Annotated in this window: 17 protein-coding genes; 8 read left to right on the forward strand and 9 right to left on the reverse strand. The window is 74.4% G+C overall.

What is annotated here, in order from left to right:
- The first annotated feature begins 189 nt into the window (after positions 1 to 189).
- The gene (locus tag ACFWMZ_RS06560; protein ID WP_383181165.1) at positions 190 to 2,286 is read left to right on the forward strand and encodes a SpoIIE family protein phosphatase; all 2,097 of its coding nucleotides are present in this window, start codon (positions 190 to 192) and stop codon (positions 2,284 to 2,286) included.
- 316 nt (positions 2,287 to 2,602) lie between these two features.
- Here ACFWMZ_RS06560 and ACFWMZ_RS06565 read toward each other — a convergent pair whose 3' ends face one another.
- Complete coding sequence (locus tag ACFWMZ_RS06565) at positions 2,603 to 3,928, reverse strand: cytochrome P450 (RefSeq protein WP_383181220.1); 1,326 nt, start codon at positions 3,926 to 3,928, stop codon at positions 2,603 to 2,605.
- Between the two features lie 826 nt (positions 3,929 to 4,754).
- Here ACFWMZ_RS06565 and ACFWMZ_RS06570 point away from each other — a divergent pair.
- Together ACFWMZ_RS06570 and ACFWMZ_RS06575 are read left to right on the forward strand one after the other, a co-directional pair.
- Positions 4,755 to 5,717 carry a TIGR03885 family FMN-dependent LLM class oxidoreductase gene (locus tag ACFWMZ_RS06570; RefSeq protein WP_383181162.1) on the forward strand — a complete coding sequence of 321 codons (963 nt, stop codon included), beginning with the start codon at positions 4,755 to 4,757 and terminating at the stop codon, positions 5,715 to 5,717.
- Entirely contained in the window at positions 5,714 to 7,624 is a 1,911-nt protein-coding gene (locus ACFWMZ_RS06575; RefSeq protein ID WP_383199787.1) for a glycoside hydrolase family 15 protein, read from the forward strand. Before ACFWMZ_RS06570 ends, ACFWMZ_RS06575 begins: the two co-directional genes overlap by 4 nt.
- A 56-nt stretch (positions 7,625 to 7,680) precedes the next feature.
- On the opposite strand, the gene ACFWMZ_RS06580 is transcribed toward ACFWMZ_RS06575, so the two are convergent.
- Positions 7,681 to 8,136, reverse strand: coding sequence for an ArsI/CadI family heavy metal resistance metalloenzyme (locus tag ACFWMZ_RS06580; protein WP_383199789.1), 456 nt, complete (start codon positions 8,134 to 8,136; stop codon positions 7,681 to 7,683).
- A gap of 161 nt (positions 8,137 to 8,297) precedes the next feature.
- Between ACFWMZ_RS06580 and ACFWMZ_RS06585 the strand changes: the two genes are divergently transcribed.
- The 3 genes from ACFWMZ_RS06585 to ACFWMZ_RS06595 are packed head-to-tail and all read left to right on the forward strand — an operon-like array spanning position 8,298 to position 10,247.
- Complete coding sequence (locus ACFWMZ_RS06585; RefSeq protein WP_383181153.1) at positions 8,298 to 8,693, forward strand: ArsR/SmtB family transcription factor; 396 nt, start codon at positions 8,298 to 8,300, stop codon at positions 8,691 to 8,693.
- Complete coding sequence (gene arsB / locus ACFWMZ_RS06590) at positions 8,690 to 9,796, forward strand: ACR3 family arsenite efflux transporter (RefSeq protein ID WP_383181150.1); 1,107 nt, start codon at positions 8,690 to 8,692, stop codon at positions 9,794 to 9,796. The genes ACFWMZ_RS06585 and arsB overlap by 4 nt, the downstream gene beginning before the upstream one ends.
- Positions 9,783 to 10,247 (forward strand): arsenate reductase ArsC, encoded by a 465-nt coding sequence (locus tag ACFWMZ_RS06595; RefSeq protein WP_383181147.1) that lies wholly within the window; start codon positions 9,783 to 9,785, stop codon positions 10,245 to 10,247. Before arsB ends, ACFWMZ_RS06595 begins: the two co-directional genes overlap by 14 nt.
- 25 nt (positions 10,248 to 10,272) lie before the next feature.
- Here ACFWMZ_RS06595 and ACFWMZ_RS06600 read toward each other — a convergent pair whose 3' ends face one another.
- Complete coding sequence (locus ACFWMZ_RS06600) at positions 10,273 to 10,929, reverse strand: SRPBCC family protein (RefSeq protein ID WP_383199791.1); 657 nt, start codon at positions 10,927 to 10,929, stop codon at positions 10,273 to 10,275.
- 169 nt (positions 10,930 to 11,098) lie between these two features.
- Between ACFWMZ_RS06600 and ACFWMZ_RS06605 the strand changes: the two genes are divergently transcribed.
- Positions 11,099 to 11,677, forward strand: coding sequence for an I66 family serine proteinase inhibitor (locus ACFWMZ_RS06605; RefSeq protein ID WP_383199793.1), 579 nt, complete (start codon positions 11,099 to 11,101; stop codon positions 11,675 to 11,677).
- A gap of 81 nt (positions 11,678 to 11,758) precedes the next feature.
- Here ACFWMZ_RS06605 and ACFWMZ_RS06610 read toward each other — a convergent pair whose 3' ends face one another.
- The gene (locus ACFWMZ_RS06610; protein WP_237897137.1) at positions 11,759 to 13,042 is read right to left on the reverse strand and encodes an adenylosuccinate synthase; all 1,284 of its coding nucleotides are present in this window, start codon (positions 13,040 to 13,042) and stop codon (positions 11,759 to 11,761) included.
- A 177-nt stretch (positions 13,043 to 13,219) separates the two neighbouring features.
- On the opposite strand from ACFWMZ_RS06610, the gene ACFWMZ_RS06615 reads away from it, so the two are divergent.
- Entirely contained in the window at positions 13,220 to 14,011 is a 792-nt protein-coding gene (locus ACFWMZ_RS06615; RefSeq protein ID WP_383199795.1) for a diacylglycerol kinase, read from the forward strand.
- On the opposite strand, the gene ACFWMZ_RS06620 is transcribed toward ACFWMZ_RS06615, so the two are convergent.
- The 5 genes from ACFWMZ_RS06620 to kynU form a co-directional block, all read right to left on the reverse strand.
- A complete protein-coding gene (locus ACFWMZ_RS06620) occupies positions 13,924 to 14,442 on the reverse strand; it encodes a hypothetical protein (protein WP_383199797.1) in 519 nt (172 codons plus the stop codon). The genes ACFWMZ_RS06615 and ACFWMZ_RS06620 overlap by 88 nt on opposite strands.
- 141 nt (positions 14,443 to 14,583) lie before the next feature.
- The gene (locus ACFWMZ_RS06625) at positions 14,584 to 15,270 is read right to left on the reverse strand and encodes a response regulator (RefSeq protein ID WP_383181132.1); all 687 of its coding nucleotides are present in this window, start codon (positions 15,268 to 15,270) and stop codon (positions 14,584 to 14,586) included.
- Complete coding sequence (locus ACFWMZ_RS06630) at positions 15,267 to 16,766, reverse strand: sensor histidine kinase (RefSeq protein WP_383181129.1); 1,500 nt, start codon at positions 16,764 to 16,766, stop codon at positions 15,267 to 15,269. Before ACFWMZ_RS06630 ends, ACFWMZ_RS06625 begins: the two co-directional genes overlap by 4 nt.
- Before the next feature lie 298 nt (positions 16,767 to 17,064).
- Positions 17,065 to 17,922, reverse strand: a complete 858-nt coding sequence (locus tag ACFWMZ_RS06635) for an alpha/beta hydrolase (protein ID WP_383199799.1) — start codon at positions 17,920 to 17,922, stop codon at positions 17,065 to 17,067.
- A gap of 155 nt (positions 17,923 to 18,077) precedes the next feature.
- Complete coding sequence (gene kynU / locus ACFWMZ_RS06640; protein ID WP_383199801.1) at positions 18,078 to 19,319, reverse strand: kynureninase; 1,242 nt, start codon at positions 19,317 to 19,319, stop codon at positions 18,078 to 18,080.
- Between the last annotated feature and the right edge of the window lie 62 nt (positions 19,320 to 19,381).

The raw sequence follows: 19,381 nt of genomic DNA on the forward strand, positions 1-19,381 counted from the left end.
AGGCGCCCCCGCCCCTTTCCGCGCAGAATGAGGGGGTCGGCCACCCCTGGCGCGGGGCGCCCGTGGGGCGTGCCGAGGGGCGCCCCGGGTGTGGAGCGCGGAGGCCTCGCGGCGTACGAGGGGTGCCCCGGCGGTGTGGCGAATGCCGTCCGTCGTCGCGGGTCCGGGGGTCTGGTCAGAAGGAGGCTCATGCAGCGCGGCCCCGCAGCACAAGGCGAACCTGATCCGCGGGCCGAGGCGCCCGGCGACCCGCTCTCCGCCGCCCGGGTGGCCCTGGCCGTCAACGGCATGGGCAGCTTCACCTGGGACCTGGCCGACGGCAAGCTTCGGTACGACCGGGGCAGCGTGGCGGTGATGGGTTTCCGGCCGGGCGAGTTCGACGGGCGGCTGGAGACGCTCGGTGAGCGGATGCTGCCGGTGGAGCTGCCGGCCATCGAAGAGCAGGTGGAGCGGGCGCTGCGGGAGCGGTCGAGCTTCAGCCTGTACTTCCGGGTCCGGCATCCGAACGGCGCGCTGCGCTGGACGCACGTCCAGGGGCACGTGATCTGCGACCGGCACGGCGAGCCGGTGCGGGTCATCGGGATCATCCGGGACGCCAGCCAGGAGCTGCGCGCCGTCGACCAGACCGAGGAGCTGCGCCGCGCGAGGAGCGAGCGGCGCCGCCAGGCCGACATCGTCGGCCACGTCAGCGACACCCTGGTGCCGACCCTCACCCTGGACGACCTCGCCGAGGCGCTGACCACCGGCCGGCTGCTGGAGCAGATCGGCGCCTCCAGCATCATCGTGGGCATGGTCGACGAAGGCCGGATGCGGCTGATCGGCGCCAACGGGATACCCGCGGAACTCCTGCGCGACTTCCACCTCTCCCGCCTGGAGCAGCCCCTGCCGCTCACCGAGGCGGCCCGCACCCGCGAAGCGGTCTTCATCACGGGCCGACCCGATTTCGTCGCGCGCTACCCGGCCCTCGAACCCTACGTACGGGAGCTCCCGCAGGCCGCCGCCGCGGTCTACCTCCCGCTGATCGCCCAGGACACCGCGATCGGCGCCGTCGGCCTCACCTACGAGGGCCGGGCCAGCTTCCCGCAGGACGAGCGGACGGTGCTGCGCGCCCTCGGCAAGGTCATCGCCCAGTCCTTGCAGCGGGCCCTGCTGTACGACCAGGAGCACGAGCTGGCCGCGGGGCTCCAGACCGCCATGCTCCCCGGTCGCCTCCCGGACGCGCCCGGCCTGGAGCTGGCCGCCCGCTACCGGCCCACCCGGGCCCGGGGCGGGATCGGCGGCGACTGGTACGACGCGCTGCTGCTGGCCGACGGGCTGGTCGGGGCCGTCATCGGCGACGTCCAGGGACACGACGTGACGGCCGCCGCCATCATGGGGCAGCTCCGCATCGCCCTGCGGGCGTACGCCGCGGAGGGGCACCCGCCGACCACCGTCATGGCGCGCGCCTCGGTCTTCCTCAGCGAACTCGACACCGAGCGCTTCGCCACCTGCCTCCTCGCCGTGCTCGACCCGAGCACCGGCATGACCACCTTCGTCCGCGCGGGCCACCCGGACCCCGTGCTGCGCCGCCCCGACGGCAGCACCACCTGGCTCGGCGTCCCCGGCGGGCTCCCGCTCGGCCTCACCTCACCCGAGGCGATGCCCGTCTACCCCGGGTACGAGACGACGCTGGAGCCCGGCGCGACGCTGCTGCTGTGCACGGACGGGCTCATGGAGTCCCGCACCGAGGACATCGACACCGGGCGGGCCAGGCTCCTCGACGCGCTCCGTACCGGACCCGGGCGGCCCGAGGAACTGGCCGACCACCTGCTGCACGCCATGGCCCCCTACACGGGGGAGGAGGACGACGTGGCCCTGCTGGCCCTGCGCCGTCCCCTCGGGAGGACCGCCCCGGCCCAGCGGCTGGAGGCCGTCATCAGCCCCAACGACCCGGAGGCCCTGCGCGCCGCCCGGCACGCCCTGCGCACGGCGTTGAAGAACTGGTCGCTGGAGGCCCTCGGCGACACCGCCGAACTGCTCACCTGTGAACTCGTCACCAACGCTCTCCTGCACACCGGAGGCGACACCACGCTGACGGCCGGCCCGGTCCAGCGCGGCGAGGGCCGCGCCCTGCGCCTCGCCGTCAGCGACTCCTCCGCCGCCTCCCCCCGGCGTCGTGCCGCCACCGAACAGCACACCTCGGGCCGGGGGATGCTCCTCGTGGAGGAGCTGGCCAGTGCGTGGGGCGTGGAGCCGCGGGGGAACGGCAAGACGGTCTGGTGCGAGGTGCCGCTGGTGGTGCCGTAGGGCGCCGGGCCAGCCCGATCAGCAGCCCGAGCGGCAGCAGGGTGACGGCCCCCAGCCCGGCGCCGGTGAGGAGATAGGCGAGCGCCCGCCAGGGTTCGGCCGAGGTCAGATAGGTCAAGGGCGGCTGGGCCAGCGTGGCTCTGACGGACGGGGTGCTCATCCCGCCCACCTTAGGGAGTGGGCCCGGGCGAGGGTGTCGATCACGGAATCGGGTGGCGGGAGGCCGGGCCGGAGCCGCCAACCGGACATCGGGCGATGTTTCACGTGAAACATCGCCCGAGCCGGACGTACGGTCCCGGCGGCCCCGTGGCCCGGGTCACTTCAGGCGGACCGGCAGCGAGTCGACGCCGTAGACGATCGACAGCTTGCGGAACGCCAGGTTCTGGGGCTCCACGGCGAGGCGGAGGTCGGGGAAGCGGTCGACCAGGAGCGGGAAGGCGGCGCGCAGTTCCATCCGGCCGAGTTCGGCGCCGACACAGCGGTGGATGCCGTAGCCGAAGGCGAGGTGGGAGGAGGCGGGCGGGCGGGACGGGTCGAAGGTGTCCATGGCTGGGCCGAGCCGCTTGTCGCGGTCGGCGGCGCTCAGGGAGACGATGACGATGTCCCCGGCCGAGATCGCCTGGCCGCCGACCACGGTGTTCTCGCGGGCGAACCGGGGGAACGCGGTCTGCACCACGGTGAGGTGGCGCAGGAGCTCGTCGACGAACGGGGTGGCGACGGCGGCCGGGTCGTCCGCCTCGCGCATCGCCGTGAAGTGGGCGCGGTCCTGGAGCATGACCAGGGTGCCGAGCGCCAGCATGCTGGCGGTGGTCTCCAGGCCGCCGGTGAGCACGCCGTCGGCGAGGCCGGTCAGCTCCTCGTCGGTGACGGAGTCGCCGTGCTCGCGGATGATCATGCCGAGGAGGCCGTCGCCGGGCCGGCGGCGCTGCTGCTCGATGACGCCCCGCAGGTACTCGCGGGACTGCGAGATGGCGCCGAAGGAGGCGCCGAGGCCGCCCAGGACGTCAAACCGGGCCACGGAGAACTGCTGGAAGGCGTCGCGCTCCTCGTAGGGCACCCCGAGGAGTTCGCAGATGACCAGGGCCGGGACGGGCAGCGCGAAGTGCTCGACCAGGTCGACCCGGCCGTCCGCGTCGGCGGCCGCGGCGAGCGCGTCGAGCCGTTCCTCGGTGATCGCGTGGATGAGCGGGGTGAGCCGCGAGAGGCGCCGCATCGTGAACTCGGGGGTGAGCAGGCGGCGCAGCCGGGTGTGGTCCGGCGGGTCGGCGAAACCGAGGCCGCCCGGCTCGTGGTGTTCGGCGACGCCGTTGTGGCCGACGAGATGGGCGAAGTCGTTGCTGAAGGCGCGGGCGTCGCCCAGGACTTCCTTGGCCTCGTCGTATCCGGTGACCAGCCAGACCGGGACGGCGGGGACGGGGAGCCGGCTGACGGGCTCGCGGTCACGCAGGGCGCCGAGCTCGGGGACGGGGTCGAGACCGTGGCGGCGGAGCGGCAGCAGGGCCGGTTCCGGCAGCTTGGAGAGGGCGCTCAGGTCGAGTGAGGTCCCCTTGCGGCGCATGCGGCCGAGGTAGCGGCGGGTGAGCCAGGTGGCTATGGAGGAACGGGCGGTACGTACGGTCCGTATGGGTGTGGCTATGGGCATGACAGGTGCTCGCATCTGTGAAGGGTGGCGGACAGGTGGGGCGGGGCCGTTCCCGTGTCCGACGGCCGGACTCCGGTGGGGAGTACGCCGACGGGCCCGGCGGCGGTTCCGGCCGACGGCCTCTGACGGGAGGTCGGGGCGGCGGTTCCGCCTGGGCACCGGCGCCCCTGTCCCGGGGCGTGCGGCTGGGTCGGTGATCGGAGGATGAGCGCTGCGGGCCAGGTGGCAGCGAGCGGTGGCCGTGGCCGGGCGCTGCGTCCCGGCACGACGCTGGTGGCGTACGGACCGGGGCGGCGGGTGGGGGTGAGGCCGGGTCAGGGCGCTGCTTCGGTACGGGGGGCGATTCCTCCGGTTCGGTACGGGGACGGGCGGTGCGGCCGGACGGCCGGGACGCGAGGCGCCCGCCGGGCGTGGCGGTGGCGTCCTGGTGTCTCAGACGGTGCGGGGGACCGGGTGGTTGAGCGGTCGATGATGACATGGCCGCCTTGAGGCAGGTACAGGGAGTACCGGCCAGTCCGCTTCGCCCCACTCCGGCCGAGGGACCCGGTTGTCAGTGGCGGCGATCACGTCGGTGACAGTGCGCCCCGGTGGTCGCGGCAGGCGGCGGCGCGGGCCCACGGCGGGCCGGACGAGGAGGTGCGGGACGCGGGACGGGCGCCCGCGCGGCGACATCCGGCACGCCCGGCCCGAACGGCGGAAAAGGGATAGAGCGCTTACGTTGGCAGAAGACGGTGAGGCGTACGGCACGGGCCCGGGCCCGGGCCCGCCGCGGCCCGCGGTTTCGGGTACGGAAACGGCCTCGGAAGCGAAACGGGAGAGACCGGCTTTGACCGCTTACGGCTACCACGCGTCACACGAGCAGTTCCCTCCGGCCGAGCTGCTGGTCCTGCTCAAGGCGGCCCAGGACGCCGGTTTCGCCTCCGGCATGTGCTCCGACCACTTCGCGCCGTGGAGTTCCCGGCAGGGCCACTCCGGCCACGCCTGGCCTTGGCTCGGGGCCGCGCTCGCCTCCACCGAGCTGTCGATGGGGGTGGTCACCGCGCCGGGCCGGCGGTACCACCCGGCGGTGCTGGCGCAGGCCGCCGCCACCCTCGCCCAGATGTACCCGAGTCGGCTCTGGGTGGCACTCGGCACGGGGCAGGCGCTCAACGAGCACATCACCGGAGACCGCTGGCCGTCGAAGGGGGAACGCACCCGGCGCCTGGAGGAGTGCGTCGAGGTCATGCGGGCGCTCTTCGCCGGCGAGGAGGTCTCCCACGACGGACTCGTCCGCGTGGACCGGGCCAGGCTGTGGTCCCTGCCGGAGCGTCCGCCGATTCTGCTCGGTGCCGCCGTCACGCCCGCGACGGCCCGACGGGCCGCCGGCTGGGCCGACGGCCTGATCACCATCAACCAGCCCGAAGAGGCCCAGCGGGAGACCCTCGCCGCCTACCGCGAGGCCGGCGGCCGGGGACCCGCCGTGCTCCAGGCGCACCTGTCCTGGGCACCGACCCGGCGGGAGGCGCTCGCCGCCGCGCACGACCAGTGGCGCGAGGCGGTCCTCGGCAGTGACGTCGGCTGGGAGATCCCGCTGCCCGAACACTTCGAGCAGGCGGCCAGGATGATCGAGCCGCGCCACCTGGAGCCCTACGTCGTCGTCTCCGACGACCTCGGGCACCACGCGGAATGGCTGGCCCGGCAGGGGGCCCACGGCTTCGACGAGGTGATGCTGCACCAGGTCGGCAAGGAGAACCAGATGGCCTTCATCGACGCCTTCGGCGCCGAGGTGCTGCCGGAGCTGAACTCGTGACCGCCGGGTGGCCCGGCCTTCCCGGCACGGCGGACGACTGGCCCCCGCTCGGCTCGCTGGCCTTCCTCTCGGACTGCCGTACCGCCGCCCTGATCGGGCCGGACGCGGCCGTGGAATGGCTCTGCGCCCCCCGGTTCGACGGCCCGTCGGTCTTCACCCGGCTGCTGGACCGGCGCGTCGGCGGCGCCTGGGAGGTGCGGGTGACCGGGGCCGGATCTCCCGACAGGCGGTACGCCGACGCGACGCTGCTGGTGGAGAACGGCTGGACCACCCCGCAGGGAGAGGTGGTGGGTGAGGACTTCCTCGCCGCCCACGGCCCGGGATCCGACGACATCCACGAGGTGGCCCCGCGGGGCATGCTGGTCCGCGTCCTCACCTGTGTCCGCGGCCGGGCGAGGGTCGGCCACCGCGTCGACGCGCGCCCCGACCACGCCCGTGCCGCTCCCCGCTGGACGGAGGACGCCGACGAGGGCGGCGTCCTCCGGGAGGCGGGGGCCGGCCTCTGGCTCGGCACCGCCTCCGACCTGGCCCAGCCCCCGCGCGCCCGTCTCACCGACGACGGCGTGGTGACCCTCGACGCCGACCTGTGCGAGGGGGAGAGCCTCGCCGTCCTGCTCGGCTACGACGGGAGCCCGCCGGAGCCGCTCACCCTGGAGCTGGTGCGCCGGACACGCGAGGAGACGGTGGCCGCCTGGCGGGCCTGGGACGCGCGGAACAGCTACAAGGGGTTCGGTGCCGACCGCGTCCGGCGCAGCGCCCTCACCGTCCGCGGGCTGATGGCCACGGACACCGGCGCCCTGCTCGCGGCGGCCACCACCTCGCTGCCGGAGTGGATCGGCGGCGAGCGCAACTGGGACTACCGGTACCTCTGGCACCGCGACGCCGCCCTGGTCGTCCTCGTCCTCATGCGCCTCGGGCACCGCGCGGAGGCGGCCAGGTACCTGCGCATCCTGCTGGACCACAGTGTCCGGGCCGACGGCGTCCTGCACCCCATGCTCGACATCGACGGCCGCCCCGAGGGCGAGGAGGCCGTCCTCGGACACCTCTCCGGCTACCGCGACTCGCCCCCGGTCCGCCACGGCAACACCGCCTTCACCCAGCACCAACTGGACGTCTACGGGCAGGTGCTCGACGCCGCCTACGTCTACCAGCGAGCCGCCCTCGACTCCGGGGAGGCGCTGGGGGCCGAGGAACTGGCGGCCGTGTACGCGGTGGTGAACGCGGCGGCCGGCAGATGGCGGGAGCCCGACGACGGGATCTGGGAGGTGCGGAACAAGCCGCGGCACTGGACCAGCTCCAAGCTCTACGCCTGGGTCTGCCTCGACCGCGGCGTCCGGCTGGCGGAACTGATGGGTGACGAACGCCCCGACCTCGGCCGGTGGCGGCGTGAACGCGACGCGGTCCGCGAGGAGATCCTCATCCGAGGGTGGAACGAGACCGTCGGAGCCTTCACCCAGTCCTACGGCTCCACCAACCTCGACGCCTCCCTGCTCGCCGTGGCGCTGCTCGGCTTCCTGGACGGCACCGACCCCAGAGTCGTCTCGACCCTCGACCGCATCGACGAGGAGCTGGGCGAGGACGGCTGGCTGGTCCACCGGTACGACCCCGTGGCGACCGACGACGGCATCAACACCCCCGAGGGCGGCTTCCTGCTCAGCTCCTTCACCATGGTCTCGGCGCTGGTGCTGGCGGGCCGGACCGAGGAGGCCCACCGCCGGTACGAGGAACTCTGCTCCCGGATCGGCCAGTTCGGGCTCTTCGCCGAGGAGATGACCCGCGACGGCACTTTGCTCGGCAACTACCCGCAGGCCTTCACCCACCTCGGCCTGATCGACGCCGCGATGAACCTGGACGCCGCCGGAGAGGAAGAGGTGCTGCACGCCTGGGCGAACCGCAAGGGGCCCTGAGCCCGCCCGAGGGGCGGCGCCCGGACCGGACCGTCCGGCGCGCCGCCCGCCGGAGCTCACCCCGCGCAGCAACCGCTCCCCGCCGTACGGCCCGCCTCCCCGCGACCGCCCTCCGCCTCCGGCGCGGCCCCCGGCCCCATCCCCTCGGCGTCCGCCTTGACCACGTACACCTCCCAGGGCTCGCGGCCCGGGCCGTGCACCCAGACCTTGTCCTGGAGGGCGTAGCAGCAGGAGGTGTCGTTCTCCTCGAAGGTGGCGAGGCCCACCTCCTTGAGCCGGGTGGTGGCGGCGGTGACCTCGTCGGTGGTGCCGACCTCGACGCCGAGGTGGTCGAGGCGGGTCTCCCCGCCGGGCTCGCCCTGGATGAGGACGAGCTTCAGGGGCGGCTCGGTGAGGGCGAAGTTGGCGTAGCCGGGCCGGAGTTTGGCGGGCTCGGCGCCGAAGAGGCGGGAGTAGAAGGCGACGGAGGCGTCCAGGTCGGGGACGTTGAGGGCGAGTTGGGCGCGGGACATGGTGGTCTCCCGAGGTCGGGGAGCCGAGCCGCGGCCCGCCCTGCCGTGCCGCGCCGACGCAGAAGGCGGAAGCACGGCCGGCAGGGACGGCACGGCGGGGCTGGATCGATGGATTTCGATGCAAGGTTGCGGGCTGCATCGAGGAATGTCAACATAGACGCATGTCGAAACAAGAGCTTGCGGTGCTCCAGCCCGACGGCACCGGGGACGGCGCCGCCGAGAGCTGCTGCCCCACCCTGCTGACCGCCCCCCTCGACGAGGACCAGGCCGCGGAGCTCGCCCCCGTCTTCAAGGCGCTCGGGGACCCGGTGCGGCTGCGCCTGCTGTCGATGATCGCCTCCCGGGCCGGCGGCGAGATCTGCGTCTGCGACCTCACCCCGGCCTTCGCGCTCTCCCAGCCGACCATCTCGCACCACCTGAAACTGCTCCGCGAGGCCGGGCTGATCGCCTCCGAACGGCGCGGCACCTGGGTCCACTACCGGCTGCTGCCCGCCGCCACCGACCGGCTCGCCGCCGTCCTCACCCGGCCCGCCCCGGACGCGGCGCCCGCCTCATGAGCGGGCCCGTCGCCGGCCGCCTCTCCTTCCTCGACCGCCACCTCGCCTGGTGGATCCTGCTCGCCATGGCCGCCGGACTGGTCCTGGGCCGGGCGGTCCCCGGTCTCGGCGACGCGCTGGCGGGGGTCAGCGTCACCGGGGTCTCGCTGCCGATCGCCCTCGGCCTGCTGGTGATGATGTACCCGGTCCTCGCCAAGGTCCGGTACGACCGGCTGGGCACCGTCACCCGCGACCGGCGGCTGCTCGTGCCCTCGCTGGTCCTCAACTGGGTGCTCGGCCCGGCGCTGATGTTCGCCCTGGCCTGGCTCTTCCTGCCCGACCTGCCGGAGTACCGCACCGGCCTGATCATCGTGGGGCTGGCCCGCTGCATCGCCATGGTCGTCATCTGGAACGACCTCGCCTGCGGCGACCGCGAGGCCGCCGCCGTGCTGGTGGCGGTCAACTCGGTCTTCCAGGTGGCGGCGTTCAGCCTGCTCGGCTGGTTCTACCTCTCCGTCCTGCCCGGATGGCTCGGTCTCGCGCAGACCTCGCTGGACGTCTCGGTCTGGGAGATCGCCCGCTCGGTCCTGCTCTTCCTCGGCGTCCCGCTGGCGGCCGGATTCCTCACCCGCCGCGTCGGCGAACGCGCCAAGGGCCGCACCTGGTACGAGGCGAGACTGCTCCCGCGCCTCGGCCCCTTCGCCCTCTACGGGCTCCTCTTCACCATCGTGGTCCTCTTCGCGCTCCAGGGCGAGGCCATCACCTCCCGTCCGCTGGACGTCGCCCGGATCGCCCTGCCGCTGCTGGTCTACTTCGCCGTGATGTGGGCGGGGTCGCTGGCGCTGGGCCGGGCCGTCGGGCTCGACTACCCGAGGGCCGCCACGCTCGCCTTCACCGCCGCGGGCAACAACTTCGAACTCGCCATCGCCGTCTCCATCGCCACCTTCGGCGCCACCTCGGGCCAGGCCCTCGCCGGAGTCGTCGGCCCGCTCATCGAGGTGCCCGTCCTGATCGGCCTGGTCCACGTGGCCCTGCGCACCCGGCGGTTCTTCCCCGCCCCCACGGAGCCGGACGGCCACCCCGCCCTCACCCCCGAGGAGAACACCGCCCGTGCCCGCGCCTGAACCGGCCCCCGCCGCCACCCCGGCCGCCCCCGCTCCCGCCCTCCCCTCCGTGCTCTTCGTCTGCGTCCACAACGCCGGGCGCTCCCAGATGGCCGCCGCCTTCCTCACCCACCTCGCGGGCGGCGCCGTCGAGGTCCGCTCGGCCGGATCGGCCCCCGCCGACACGGTCAACCCCGTCGCCGTCGCCGCCATGGCCGAGGTCGGCCTCGACCTGACCCACGCCCGGCCGCGCGCCCTGACCCCCGACGCCGTCCGGGCGGCCGACCTCGTCGTGACGATGGGGTGCGGCGACGCCTGCCCGGTCCTGCCGGGCACCGCCTACCGCGACTGGGCCCTGGACGACCCGGCCGGGCAGGAGCTCCCGGCCGTACGCCTCGTCCGGGACGCCGTCGAGCGGCGCGTACGGGAGCTGCTCGCCGAGCTGGAGGTGACCCCGGTCCCGCTGCCGTGAGCCAGGTGGCCCCGCGCCCCGGCCCCTACTCCCCTGCCCCGCCCGGCAGGAAGCGCTGGTCCGCGAAGGCCACCACCGCGTCGACCCCGTCGGCGTCCAGCTCCCAGTAGGCCCCGGCCGCGTCGCCCCACGCCCGGTGGCTGAGGCGGGCGTAGGCACGGGACTCGGGGCCCCCGGTCCAGGCGGCGCGGTCGAAGGGCGCGCCGGAGAGGACGTGGTCGAGGGCGAGCAGGGCGACGTCCCAGCCGGCGCCGACGCCGACGGGGCCGACCGGGCCCTGTTGGCGTACCAGGGAGTCGACGGTGGCGGCGGCCGAGGTGTGTTCCAGCTCGAAGGCGGTGGAGTGGCCGGGGGCGTCGGTGAGGCGTACCTCGATCTCGGTGACCGAGTCGGGGCCGTACTCCCAGGTGGCCTTGACCAGGTTCGGGGACTCGCAGCGCAGCACCTGGCCGGAGGCCAGGCCCTCGGCCTCGTAGCGGTTGCCCGGGTGCAGGTCGCCGGTGACGGGGGTCAGCCAGCGGGCGATCAGCTCCGGGTCGGTGCAGGCGGCCCACACGTCCATGACGGGCGCGTCGAAGCGGCGGCGCAGCAGCACCGACCTGCCGTCCCCCTCCTGGAACGGCAGGTCGCCGATCTCCCGGTGCACGGCGGCGATCCGGTCCTGGATGTCGATCTCGCTCACGGTTCTCCCTCGCTCGTCGGGCACTCCGCCGCCGTACGGCGGGGGGCCTCCTCACGCATACCCCGCGAGGCGGGAGACCTGGGGGACGCGGGTTACCAACGGGGCACGGCGTCGTTGAGTGAACCGGTCCGTCACCGGCATTTCCCCCACGCCTTGAGGAGTACCCACCATGACCCCCGCCGAAGGCACCGCCCGCCGGACGTTCCTGAGGACAGGCGCGGCCTCGCTCGCCGCGCTGGCCGCCGGAGCCGTCCTCACCCCCTCCGCCCACGCCGCCGAGGACGCCCGCGACCAGCCGATGTCGCCGCTGACCCTGTGGCTGCGCGGCGCCCCCGCCTTCGTCCGGGACGGGCGGCTCTTCACCGACCTCGTCGGCGACCAGCGCCCCGAGCAGTGGCTGCTGTCGGCCCAGCCCCAGCACGGCCCCGACACCTTCGTGATCGAGAAGGCCGACCGCTCCGGCGTCGGCCTGGTCACCCCGGAGGAGGCGGGCGAGCCGGTCGCCGTCCGGCCGCTGATCGTCATGCCGTCGTATCCGCCCCGGTTCCCGCAGACCGAACTGTTCCGGATCACCCCCGTCGACGCCGAGCGCCGCGCCTACCTGGTCACCTCCGCCCTGTCGGACGGCGCCCCCCGCCACCTCGCCCGGGCCCGGATGGAGGACTTCTCCCTGCGCCCGAAGCCGGTCTTCGCCCGCCCCGCCCTCGGCGACGGGGGGCCCGAGCCGGTCGAGATCCGCTTCGCCTGACGGACGGCGCACGGAAGGGCGGCGGGGCCGCGGGGTCCGTCTCCGGTCCCCGCGGCCCCGCCGCGCTCACACCCAGGTCGGTCAGACGAAGGAGTTGATCTGGATCGTCTCGGTCCGGCCGGGACCGACCCCGATCGCGGAGATCGGCGCGCCCGACATCTCCTCCAGCGCCTTCACGTACGCCTGCGCGTTCTTCGGCAGGTCGGCGAAGGTCTGCGCCTTGGTGATGTCCTCGGACCAGCCCGGCAGGTACTCGTAGACGGGCTTCGCGTGGTGGAAGTCCGACTGGTTGTACGGCAGCTCCTCGACGCGCTTCCCGTCGATCTCGTACGCCACGCAGACCGGGATGCGCTCCCAGCCGGTGAGGACGTCGAGCTTGGTGAGGAAGAAGTCGGTGAGGCCGTTGACCCGGGTCGCGTACCGCGCGATGACCGCGTCGAACCAGCCGCAGCGGCGGTCGCGGCCGGTGGTGACACCGCGCTCCCCGCCGATCCGGCGCAGCGCCTCGCCGTCCTCGTCGAACAGCTCGGTCGGGAACGGGCCCGCCCCGACGCGCGTCGTGTACGCCTTGAGGATGCCGATGACCCGGCTGATCTTCGTCGGCCCCACTCCCGCGCCCGTGCAGGCGCCGCCCGCGGTCGGGTTGGAGGAGGTCACGAAGGGATAGGTGCCGTGGTCCACGTCGAGCAGCGTGCCCTGGCCGCCCTCGAAGAGGACCACCTTCTCCTCGTCCAGCGCCTGGTTGAGGATGAGCGTGGTGTCCGCGACGTACGGGCGGATCGCGTCCGCGTGGACCAGCATCTCCTCGACGATCCGCTCGGCCTCGACGGCCCGGCGGTTGTAGACCTTGGAGAGCAGCTGGTTCTTGACCTCCAGCGCCGCCTCGACCTTCTGGAGCAGGATCGACTCGTCGTAGAGGTCCTGGACGCGGATACCCGTCCGGTTGATCTTGTCGGCGTAGGTCGGACCGATACCGCGCCCGGTCGTCCCGATCCGGCGCTTGCCGAGGAATCGTTCCGACACCTTGTCCATGATCACGTTGTACGGCGTGATCAGGTGGGCGTTGCCGCTGATCAGCAGCTTGGAGGTGTCGACGCCGCGCTCGTTCAGTCCGCTCAGCTCGGAGAGCAGGACCGACGGGTCGACGACGACACCGTTCCCGATGACGGGCACGCACCCAGGGGAGAGGATTCCGGAAGGGAGCAGATGCAGCGCGTACTTCTGGTCGCCGACGACGACCGTGTGGCCGGCGTTGTTGCCGCCCTGGTAACGCACCACGTAGTCCACTGAGCCACCGAGCAGGTCGGTGGCCTTTCCCTTGCCTTCGTCACCCCACTGAGCACCGAGCAGCACGAGTGCGGGCACAGGCGTACACCCCTTCCGGGCGGGGCATGTCCAAGTCCAGGGCGCACACGCGTACGCGCACACGCCGACCGCCGTTGGCCGAGAACTGTCGGACCGGATGCCCCCGAATAGACGAAGCCCCTGGCGCAAGAGCGCAAGGGGCCTTTGCACAAAGATGCTACCCGAGGAAGGACCGAGGTGTCGGCTCCAGAGCCCGCCACGACCACCACGCCGTCGCTGCTGGTCATCGTGGACCCCACTGCCCGCCGCCTCGACGGGGAATCCGTCCGCATCGCGAAGGACGTGCTCAGCGCCGGCGCCCCGGTCAAACTCTGCCTCCCCGAGAGCCCCCGGGAGTACGCCCGCGCGCTGGCCCGGCGCGGCTCGCGGCGCCCGGTACTGATCGGCGACGACCGCTCGCTGGTCCGCGCCGTCACCCAGCTGCACCTGGAGCGGGAGCTGGCCGAGGCCGACCTCGCCATGGTGCCCATCGGCGCGGGCAGCGCCCTGCGCCTCGCCCGCCATCTCGGAGTGCCCGCCTCCGCCGTGGCGGCGGCCCGGGCGGTGCTGGACGGGGAGCCGCGCCGCCTGGACCTGCTGGTCGACGACAGCGACGGCGTGGTCCTCGGCGAGCTGCACGTCCCGGCGCCGCCGCGCCCCGCGGGCCGCGTCTCCTGGCTGCGGCGCACCGCGGCCGCCCGCCCCGGACCGATACCCCTGCGCGTGGAGGCGGACGGCCGCCTCGTCGCCGACCTGGACCGCCCGGTCCACTCGGTGACCCTGGCGCCCGGCACCGACGGGAGCGTGCGCACCGAGGTGCGCGCCGCCGCGGCGGGCGACGAGGCGCCTCCGCCCGGGGACACGTACGCCGGGGTGGTCACGGTCTCCGGGCCCGACTTCCACTACCGGGCCGACGGCCGGACGCTCGGGCCGGTGCGGACCCGCACCTGGCGGGTGCGGGGCGCGGCCTGGTCGCTGGTCCTGCCGTGAGGCGGGGCGCCCGGAGCGGCGCCCCGCCCCCTGGCCCGGCACCTCCTCAGTGGCCGAGGTGGTGGCCGAAACCGGTGGCCTTGGCCGGCAGGGCGAGGGAGGCCGGGCTGAAGCTGAGCGGGGACGGGGGCGGTGCCGAACGCGTCGCCCTTCTCATCGGTGCCCCCGACGCCGGGGCTCGCCTGGCTGATCACCTGGTGCTTGGCGGTGACCGGGCCCTTGGCGGAGCCGGGGACGACCGTGAGGCAGCCGCCCTTGCCACCGCCCGGAACACCGACCACCGACTCGGCGTAGCCGTCGCCGTTGACGTCGTACGGGAGGGCGGGGACGCCGGGCTCGGGCGCCGCCGTCGCGGCCGGGGCGAGGACCAGCACGCCGCCGCCGGCGGCCAGGGCCAGCACCAGAGCGGTGGCCAGGGGTCTTGTACGCACGTGAGCCTCCAACGGCCCGTCAGTCGCCGTGCGCCGGGCCGCTGCTGAGATGCCCGGCCAGGCGGACAACGGGGTTGACCGGCCGCGGAGGACGGAGGTTGTACGGCGCGGGCGGAGGGTCGGGCTCCGCCCGCGCCGGGGTCAGCGCGGGCCGCCCGGCGTGGGCGTCACCAGCCCCGCCTCGTAGGCGTAGACGGCGGCCTGCGTGCGGTCGCGGAGGGAGAGCTTCACCAGGATGCGCGAGACGTGCGTCTTCACCGTGGACTCGGCGACGAAGAGCCGGTCGGCGATCTCCGCGTTCGACAGGCCCTGCGCGATCTGGACCAGCACCTCCGTCTCCCGCTCGGTCAACTCCCCGAACTGGCCCGGGTCGGGGACCTGCGGCCGGTCCGCGAGCCGGGAGAACTCCGTGATCAGGCGGCGCGTGACGCCCGGGGCGAGCAGCGCGTCGCCGCTGGCCACCACGCGGACGCCCTCGGCGAGCTGGCGGGCCGAGGCGTCCTTGAGCAGGAAGCCGGAGGCGCCCGCGCGCAGCGCCTGGTAGACGTACTCGTCCAGGTCGAAGGTGGTGAGGATGAGCACCCGCGCGGCGGCGTCGGCGGCGACGATCTCGCGGGTGGCCTCGATGCCGCTCAGCTCCGGCATGCGGATGTCCATCAGGACCACGTCCGGGTCGAGCGCGGCCACCTGGCGGACCGCCTCCCGGCCGTTGACCGCCTCGCCGACCACCTCGATGTCCGGCATGGCGCCGAGCAGCACGGAGAACCCCTCCCGCACCATCATCTGGTCGTCGGCGATCAGCACCCGGACAGGGCGGGTTCCGGTCAACGGTCCTCCTTCTTGATCAGGGTGAGGGGAGTGGTGGGCGCCTCGGCACCGCCGGAGGGCCCGGCTCCCGGGCGGTCGGCTCCGGGGCGGTCGGCTCCGGTGGGCGCGGTCGCGGCCGGGGCGGCGGGGTCGGCCGGCGGCGCCTCGTCGGGGGAGGGCAGCGGGGCCGGGAGGAAGGCGGCGACCTCGAAGCCGCCGTCGTCGCTGGGCTCCGCGTGCAGTTCGCCCCCGAGCACGGCGGCGCGCTCGCGCATCCCGGTCAGGCCGTGGCCCGCACCGGGCGAGGGGTCGGCGGGGCGCTCCGGCGGGTCGTTGACGACGCGCAGGCCGAGGCCGACCGGGACGTAGGACAGCTCCACGCGCGCGCTGGCCCCCGGCGCGTGCCGCAGCACATTGCTCAGCGCCTCCTGCACCATCCGGTACGCGGACAGCTCCACCCCCTGCGGCAGCTCCCGCCGCCGCCCGGTGACCAGCTTCTCCACCGGTACGCCCGCCTCCCGGACCCCGTCGAGCAGCCGGTCCAGGTCGGCGAGGACGGGCTGCGGGGCGTCGGGGGCCTCGTAGTCGTCGGCGCGGACCACGCCGAGGACCCGGCGCAGCTCGGTCAGGGCCGCCACGGCGTTCTCGCGGATCGCGGCGAACGCGTCGGCCAGCTCCTGCGGCGGGTCCTCCACCCGGTACGGGGCCGCCTCCGCCTGGATCGCCACGACCGACATGTGGTGGGCCACCACGTCGTGCAGCTCGCGGGCGATGGTGGTGCGCTCCTCCAGCCGCACCGCCCGGGTCCGCTCGGCGGCCGTCGCCGACCGCTCGGCACTCACCTCGCGGTGCGCCTCCCGGACCGTCTCCCGGGCGGTCCGCCGGAAGTGCCAGATGCTGACCACGCAGAGGCTCAGGCCCAGGAAGAACAGCAGAGGGATCGTGGTGCCCGAGCCGACCCCCATCATCCCGCCGACGAAGAGCGAGAAGGCGGCGGTGACCAGCCACATCCACAAGGCCGCCCGCGGCCCCTGCCAGGCGGCGGCCACCGCCGACACGATCAGCGTGACCAGGAAGGAGACCGGGCCGAACGGCAGATCCTCGCCGTACCCGGTGAGCACCGAGGCGAAGCACCCGACGGGCAGCGCCAGCCACCAGGCGGCCACCGGCCGGGTCGCCGCCAGCACCGCCGGGGCGACCGCGAGCAGGCCGATCACCATCTGCTCGGGCAACGCCCCGGCATTGCCCGTGGCGAGGCTGACGAAGAACGCGAACAGAGCGGCACCGAGGACCAGCAGGTGCGGCGCGCGGGAGATGAGGAACCGCATCCCCGGCAACCGCGTCGTGTCGTTCTCCACCACCCTCAGCACCGGAAGCGGCCGGTACGCCCAGGCCCCCCGCACCAGGTCCTCACGGAACCCCCGCAGCCCTGCGGCGATGAACTGGGCCTCCGGGCCCTTCCGTATACCGGACGAGCGAGGGGGCGGTGGCGAGGTGATCCGCGTGGTCTGCGTCATGCCACCACGGTAGGCACCCGGGGGGCGGGTGGCGTCCGCTTGGTTACGGATAGCTGGGGGTCCGCCTTGAGGGGGAGGTCCGCTCTCAGGAGGGTGGGGGCGGGCACGCCCGGGCCTGGGGGCCACTGAGGGCCAGGAGGGCCAGGGGGTGCGGGCCGATGGCGCCGCACTCCGGTGGGTCCTGCCCTGCAGGCGGCTACCGGAGCGGTCCGGCTCCCCAGGCGCGTCAGTCGTCGGAGGGATACGGCACCGCGGAACGGGCCGGCCTCCAGGGGACGCCCGCTCTGGACGGGGTCTCTCACCAAGCCAGTTGGGTGATCTCCTCGGCTGCCAGGGCGCAGGCGGCTGCTGACGGGTCGATGAGGGGGAAGTGGCCGACTTCGTCGATGAGGGTGAAGCCGGGCATCTCGCCTGCCGCTGTCGCCGCGTCCGCGTACGCCTCGGTGACGGCGGGCGGGACCTCTGTGTCGGCGCTGCCCTGGACCAGGGTGGTGGCGATGCCGGTGGGCAGCAGGGCGGCGGGGTCGGCGTGGGGCAGGCGCTGCTCGTACTCGTCGCCGAGGAGCTGGGCGGCCGCGCCTCCGCAGACGTCGAGCCTGGCGGCGGTGGCGAAGTCGGCGACGGGGGCCAGCGCCACCACACCGCGCACCGGCGGCGGTCCGGGGAGCCGCCACGGTGACCCGGCGGGCAGCACGTGCCGGGCCGCGGCCCAGAGTGCGAGGTGGCCGCCGGCGGAGTGGCCGGTGAAGACCGTACGGCCCGGCACCACCTCGGGCACGGCGGCGGCCGCCAGCTCCGGCAGCGCGTCGAAGGCGGCGGCGATGTCGTCGAAGGTGTCGGGCCAGCGCCCGGCCACCTCCCCGCCGCTCCCCCGCCGGTACTCGACGCTCGCCACCGCGAACCCGCGTCCCGCCAGGAACGCGGCGAACGGCGAGATGTGCCGCCGGTCGTACGCGGCCCGCCACGCCCCGCCGTGCACCACCACGACGAGGGGCGTACCGGGCGCCGCCCCCGGACCGCGCGGCGCGTAGAAGTCCACCACCTGGTCCGGGTGGTCGCCGTAGGCCGAGGTGGTGTCGGGCGCCGCCTCCGGGTGCCCGAACAGGGAGGTCTCCTCCGCCGCCTCGCGCTCCGCCGCGCTCCGCGCTGCGCTCACCGTCGTCCTCCTCGGCTCAACTCGCCATCCAGTCACACCTGGCCACAACCGGCCACAACTGGCTGGATTGTGGCACGGCCGCCGGGCCGGGAGGACCCGGCCAGGCGGACCCGGCCGGTGGGCACCCCGCCCCGGGGAGCGGGGTGCCCGTGGGATCAGGCCGAGCCGAGCGTCTCGGCGAGGACCCGCGCGGCCCGTTCCACGTCGGCGAAGCCGAGGTACAGCGGGGTGAACCCGAACCGCAGGATGTCCGGGCTGCGGAAGTCGCCGACGACGCCGTCCGCGATGAGCCGCTCCATCACCGGCGCCGCGTCCGCGCACCGCAGCGCCACCTGACTGCCCCGCTCACCGTGGCCGACCGGCGTCACCACCTCGACCCGGCCCTCGGGCACGTACGCCTCGACGCACCGCAGGAAGAAGTCGGTGAGCGCCAGCGACTTCGCCCGTACGGTGTCGAGTCCGACGCCCTCCCAGACGCCGAGCGCCGCTTCGAGGGCGAGCAGCGAGAGGATGTCGGGCGTCCCGACGCGCCCCCGCACCGCCCCGTCGGCGGGCCGGAACCCGGCCTCCATGCCGAACGGTTCCACGTGCCCGTTCCACCCCGGCAGCGGCGAGTCGAACTCCCCCTGGTGCTCCGCGCGCACGTAGAAGAACGCCGGCGCGCCTGGCCCGCCGTTGAGGAACTTGTACGTGCACCCGACCGCGAGGTCCACCCCGTGCGCGTCCAGCCCGACCGGCAGCGCACCCGCGCTGTGGCACAGGTCCCAGACGGCGAGCGCCCCCGCCTCGTGCACGGCGGCGGTGAGGCCGGGCAGGTCGTGGAGGCGGCCGGTGCGGTAGTCGACGTGGTTGAGGAGGACGGCGGCGGTACGCGGGCCGAGCGCGGCGGCAACCTCGCCCGCCTGGACCGCGCGGACGGTGCAGCCGGTGAAGCGGGCCGCCGACTCGGCGATGTAGCCGTCGGTCGGGAAGGTCGCCGCGTCGACGAGGATCTCGTCGCGCGCCGCGTCCCGGCCCTGGGCGATGCGGACCGCGCCGACCACCGCCTTGAAGACGTTGACACTGGTCGAGTCGGAGACGACGACCTGGCCCGGGGCGGCCCCGACCAGCGGCGCGATCCGCTCACCGATCCGCTCGGGCGCCGTCCACCAGCCGCTCTCCGTCCAGGAGCGGATACGCAGCTGGCCCCACTCCCGGCCGATCACGTCGGCGACCCGCCCGGGCACCGCCTTCGGCAGCGCGCCGAGGGAGTTGCCGTCCAGGTAGACCGAACCCTCGTCGAGGACGAACTCCTCACGCTTGGACCGCAGGACGTCCTGGGCGTCGAGCTCGGCGGCCTCCTCGGCGAGGCGCGCGTAAGCCTCGGCGCCCGCGCTCCCCCTCCCGGTCACGCTCATCCGCTGCTTCCCCTCCCCGGGAGCCACCGGCGGGACACCGGGTGCTGTCGGTCGTACGGACG

Source organism: Streptomyces sp. NPDC058373 (assembly GCF_042723275.1).
Lineage (GTDB): Bacteria > Actinomycetota > Actinomycetes > Streptomycetales > Streptomycetaceae > Streptomyces.

Bases quoted from the DNA above. Each gene is read 5' to 3' on its own strand.
- ACFWMZ_RS06605 (WP_383199793.1), top strand. From the start codon at position 11,099: ATGACCCCCGCCGAAGGCACCGCCCGCCGGACGTTCCTGAGGACAGGC.
- arsB (WP_383181150.1), top strand. From the start codon at position 8,690: ATGAGCGGGCCCGTCGCCGGCCGCCTCTCCTTCCTCGACCGCCACCTC.
- ACFWMZ_RS06580 (WP_383199789.1), bottom strand. From the start codon at position 8,136: ATGTCCCGCGCCCAACTCGCCCTCAACGTCCCCGACCTGGACGCCTCC.
- ACFWMZ_RS06585 (WP_383181153.1), top strand. From the start codon at position 8,298: ATGTCGAAACAAGAGCTTGCGGTGCTCCAGCCCGACGGCACCGGGGAC.
- ACFWMZ_RS06630 (WP_383181129.1), bottom strand. From the start codon at position 16,766: ATGACGCAGACCACGCGGATCACCTCGCCACCGCCCCCTCGCTCGTCC.
- ACFWMZ_RS06565 (WP_383181220.1), bottom strand. From the start codon at position 3,928: ATGCCCATAGCCACACCCATACGGACCGTACGTACCGCCCGTTCCTCC.
- kynU (WP_383199801.1), bottom strand. From the start codon at position 19,319: ATGAGCGTGACCGGGAGGGGGAGCGCGGGCGCCGAGGCTTACGCGCGC.
- ACFWMZ_RS06560 (WP_383181165.1), top strand. From the start codon at position 190: ATGCAGCGCGGCCCCGCAGCACAAGGCGAACCTGATCCGCGGGCCGAG.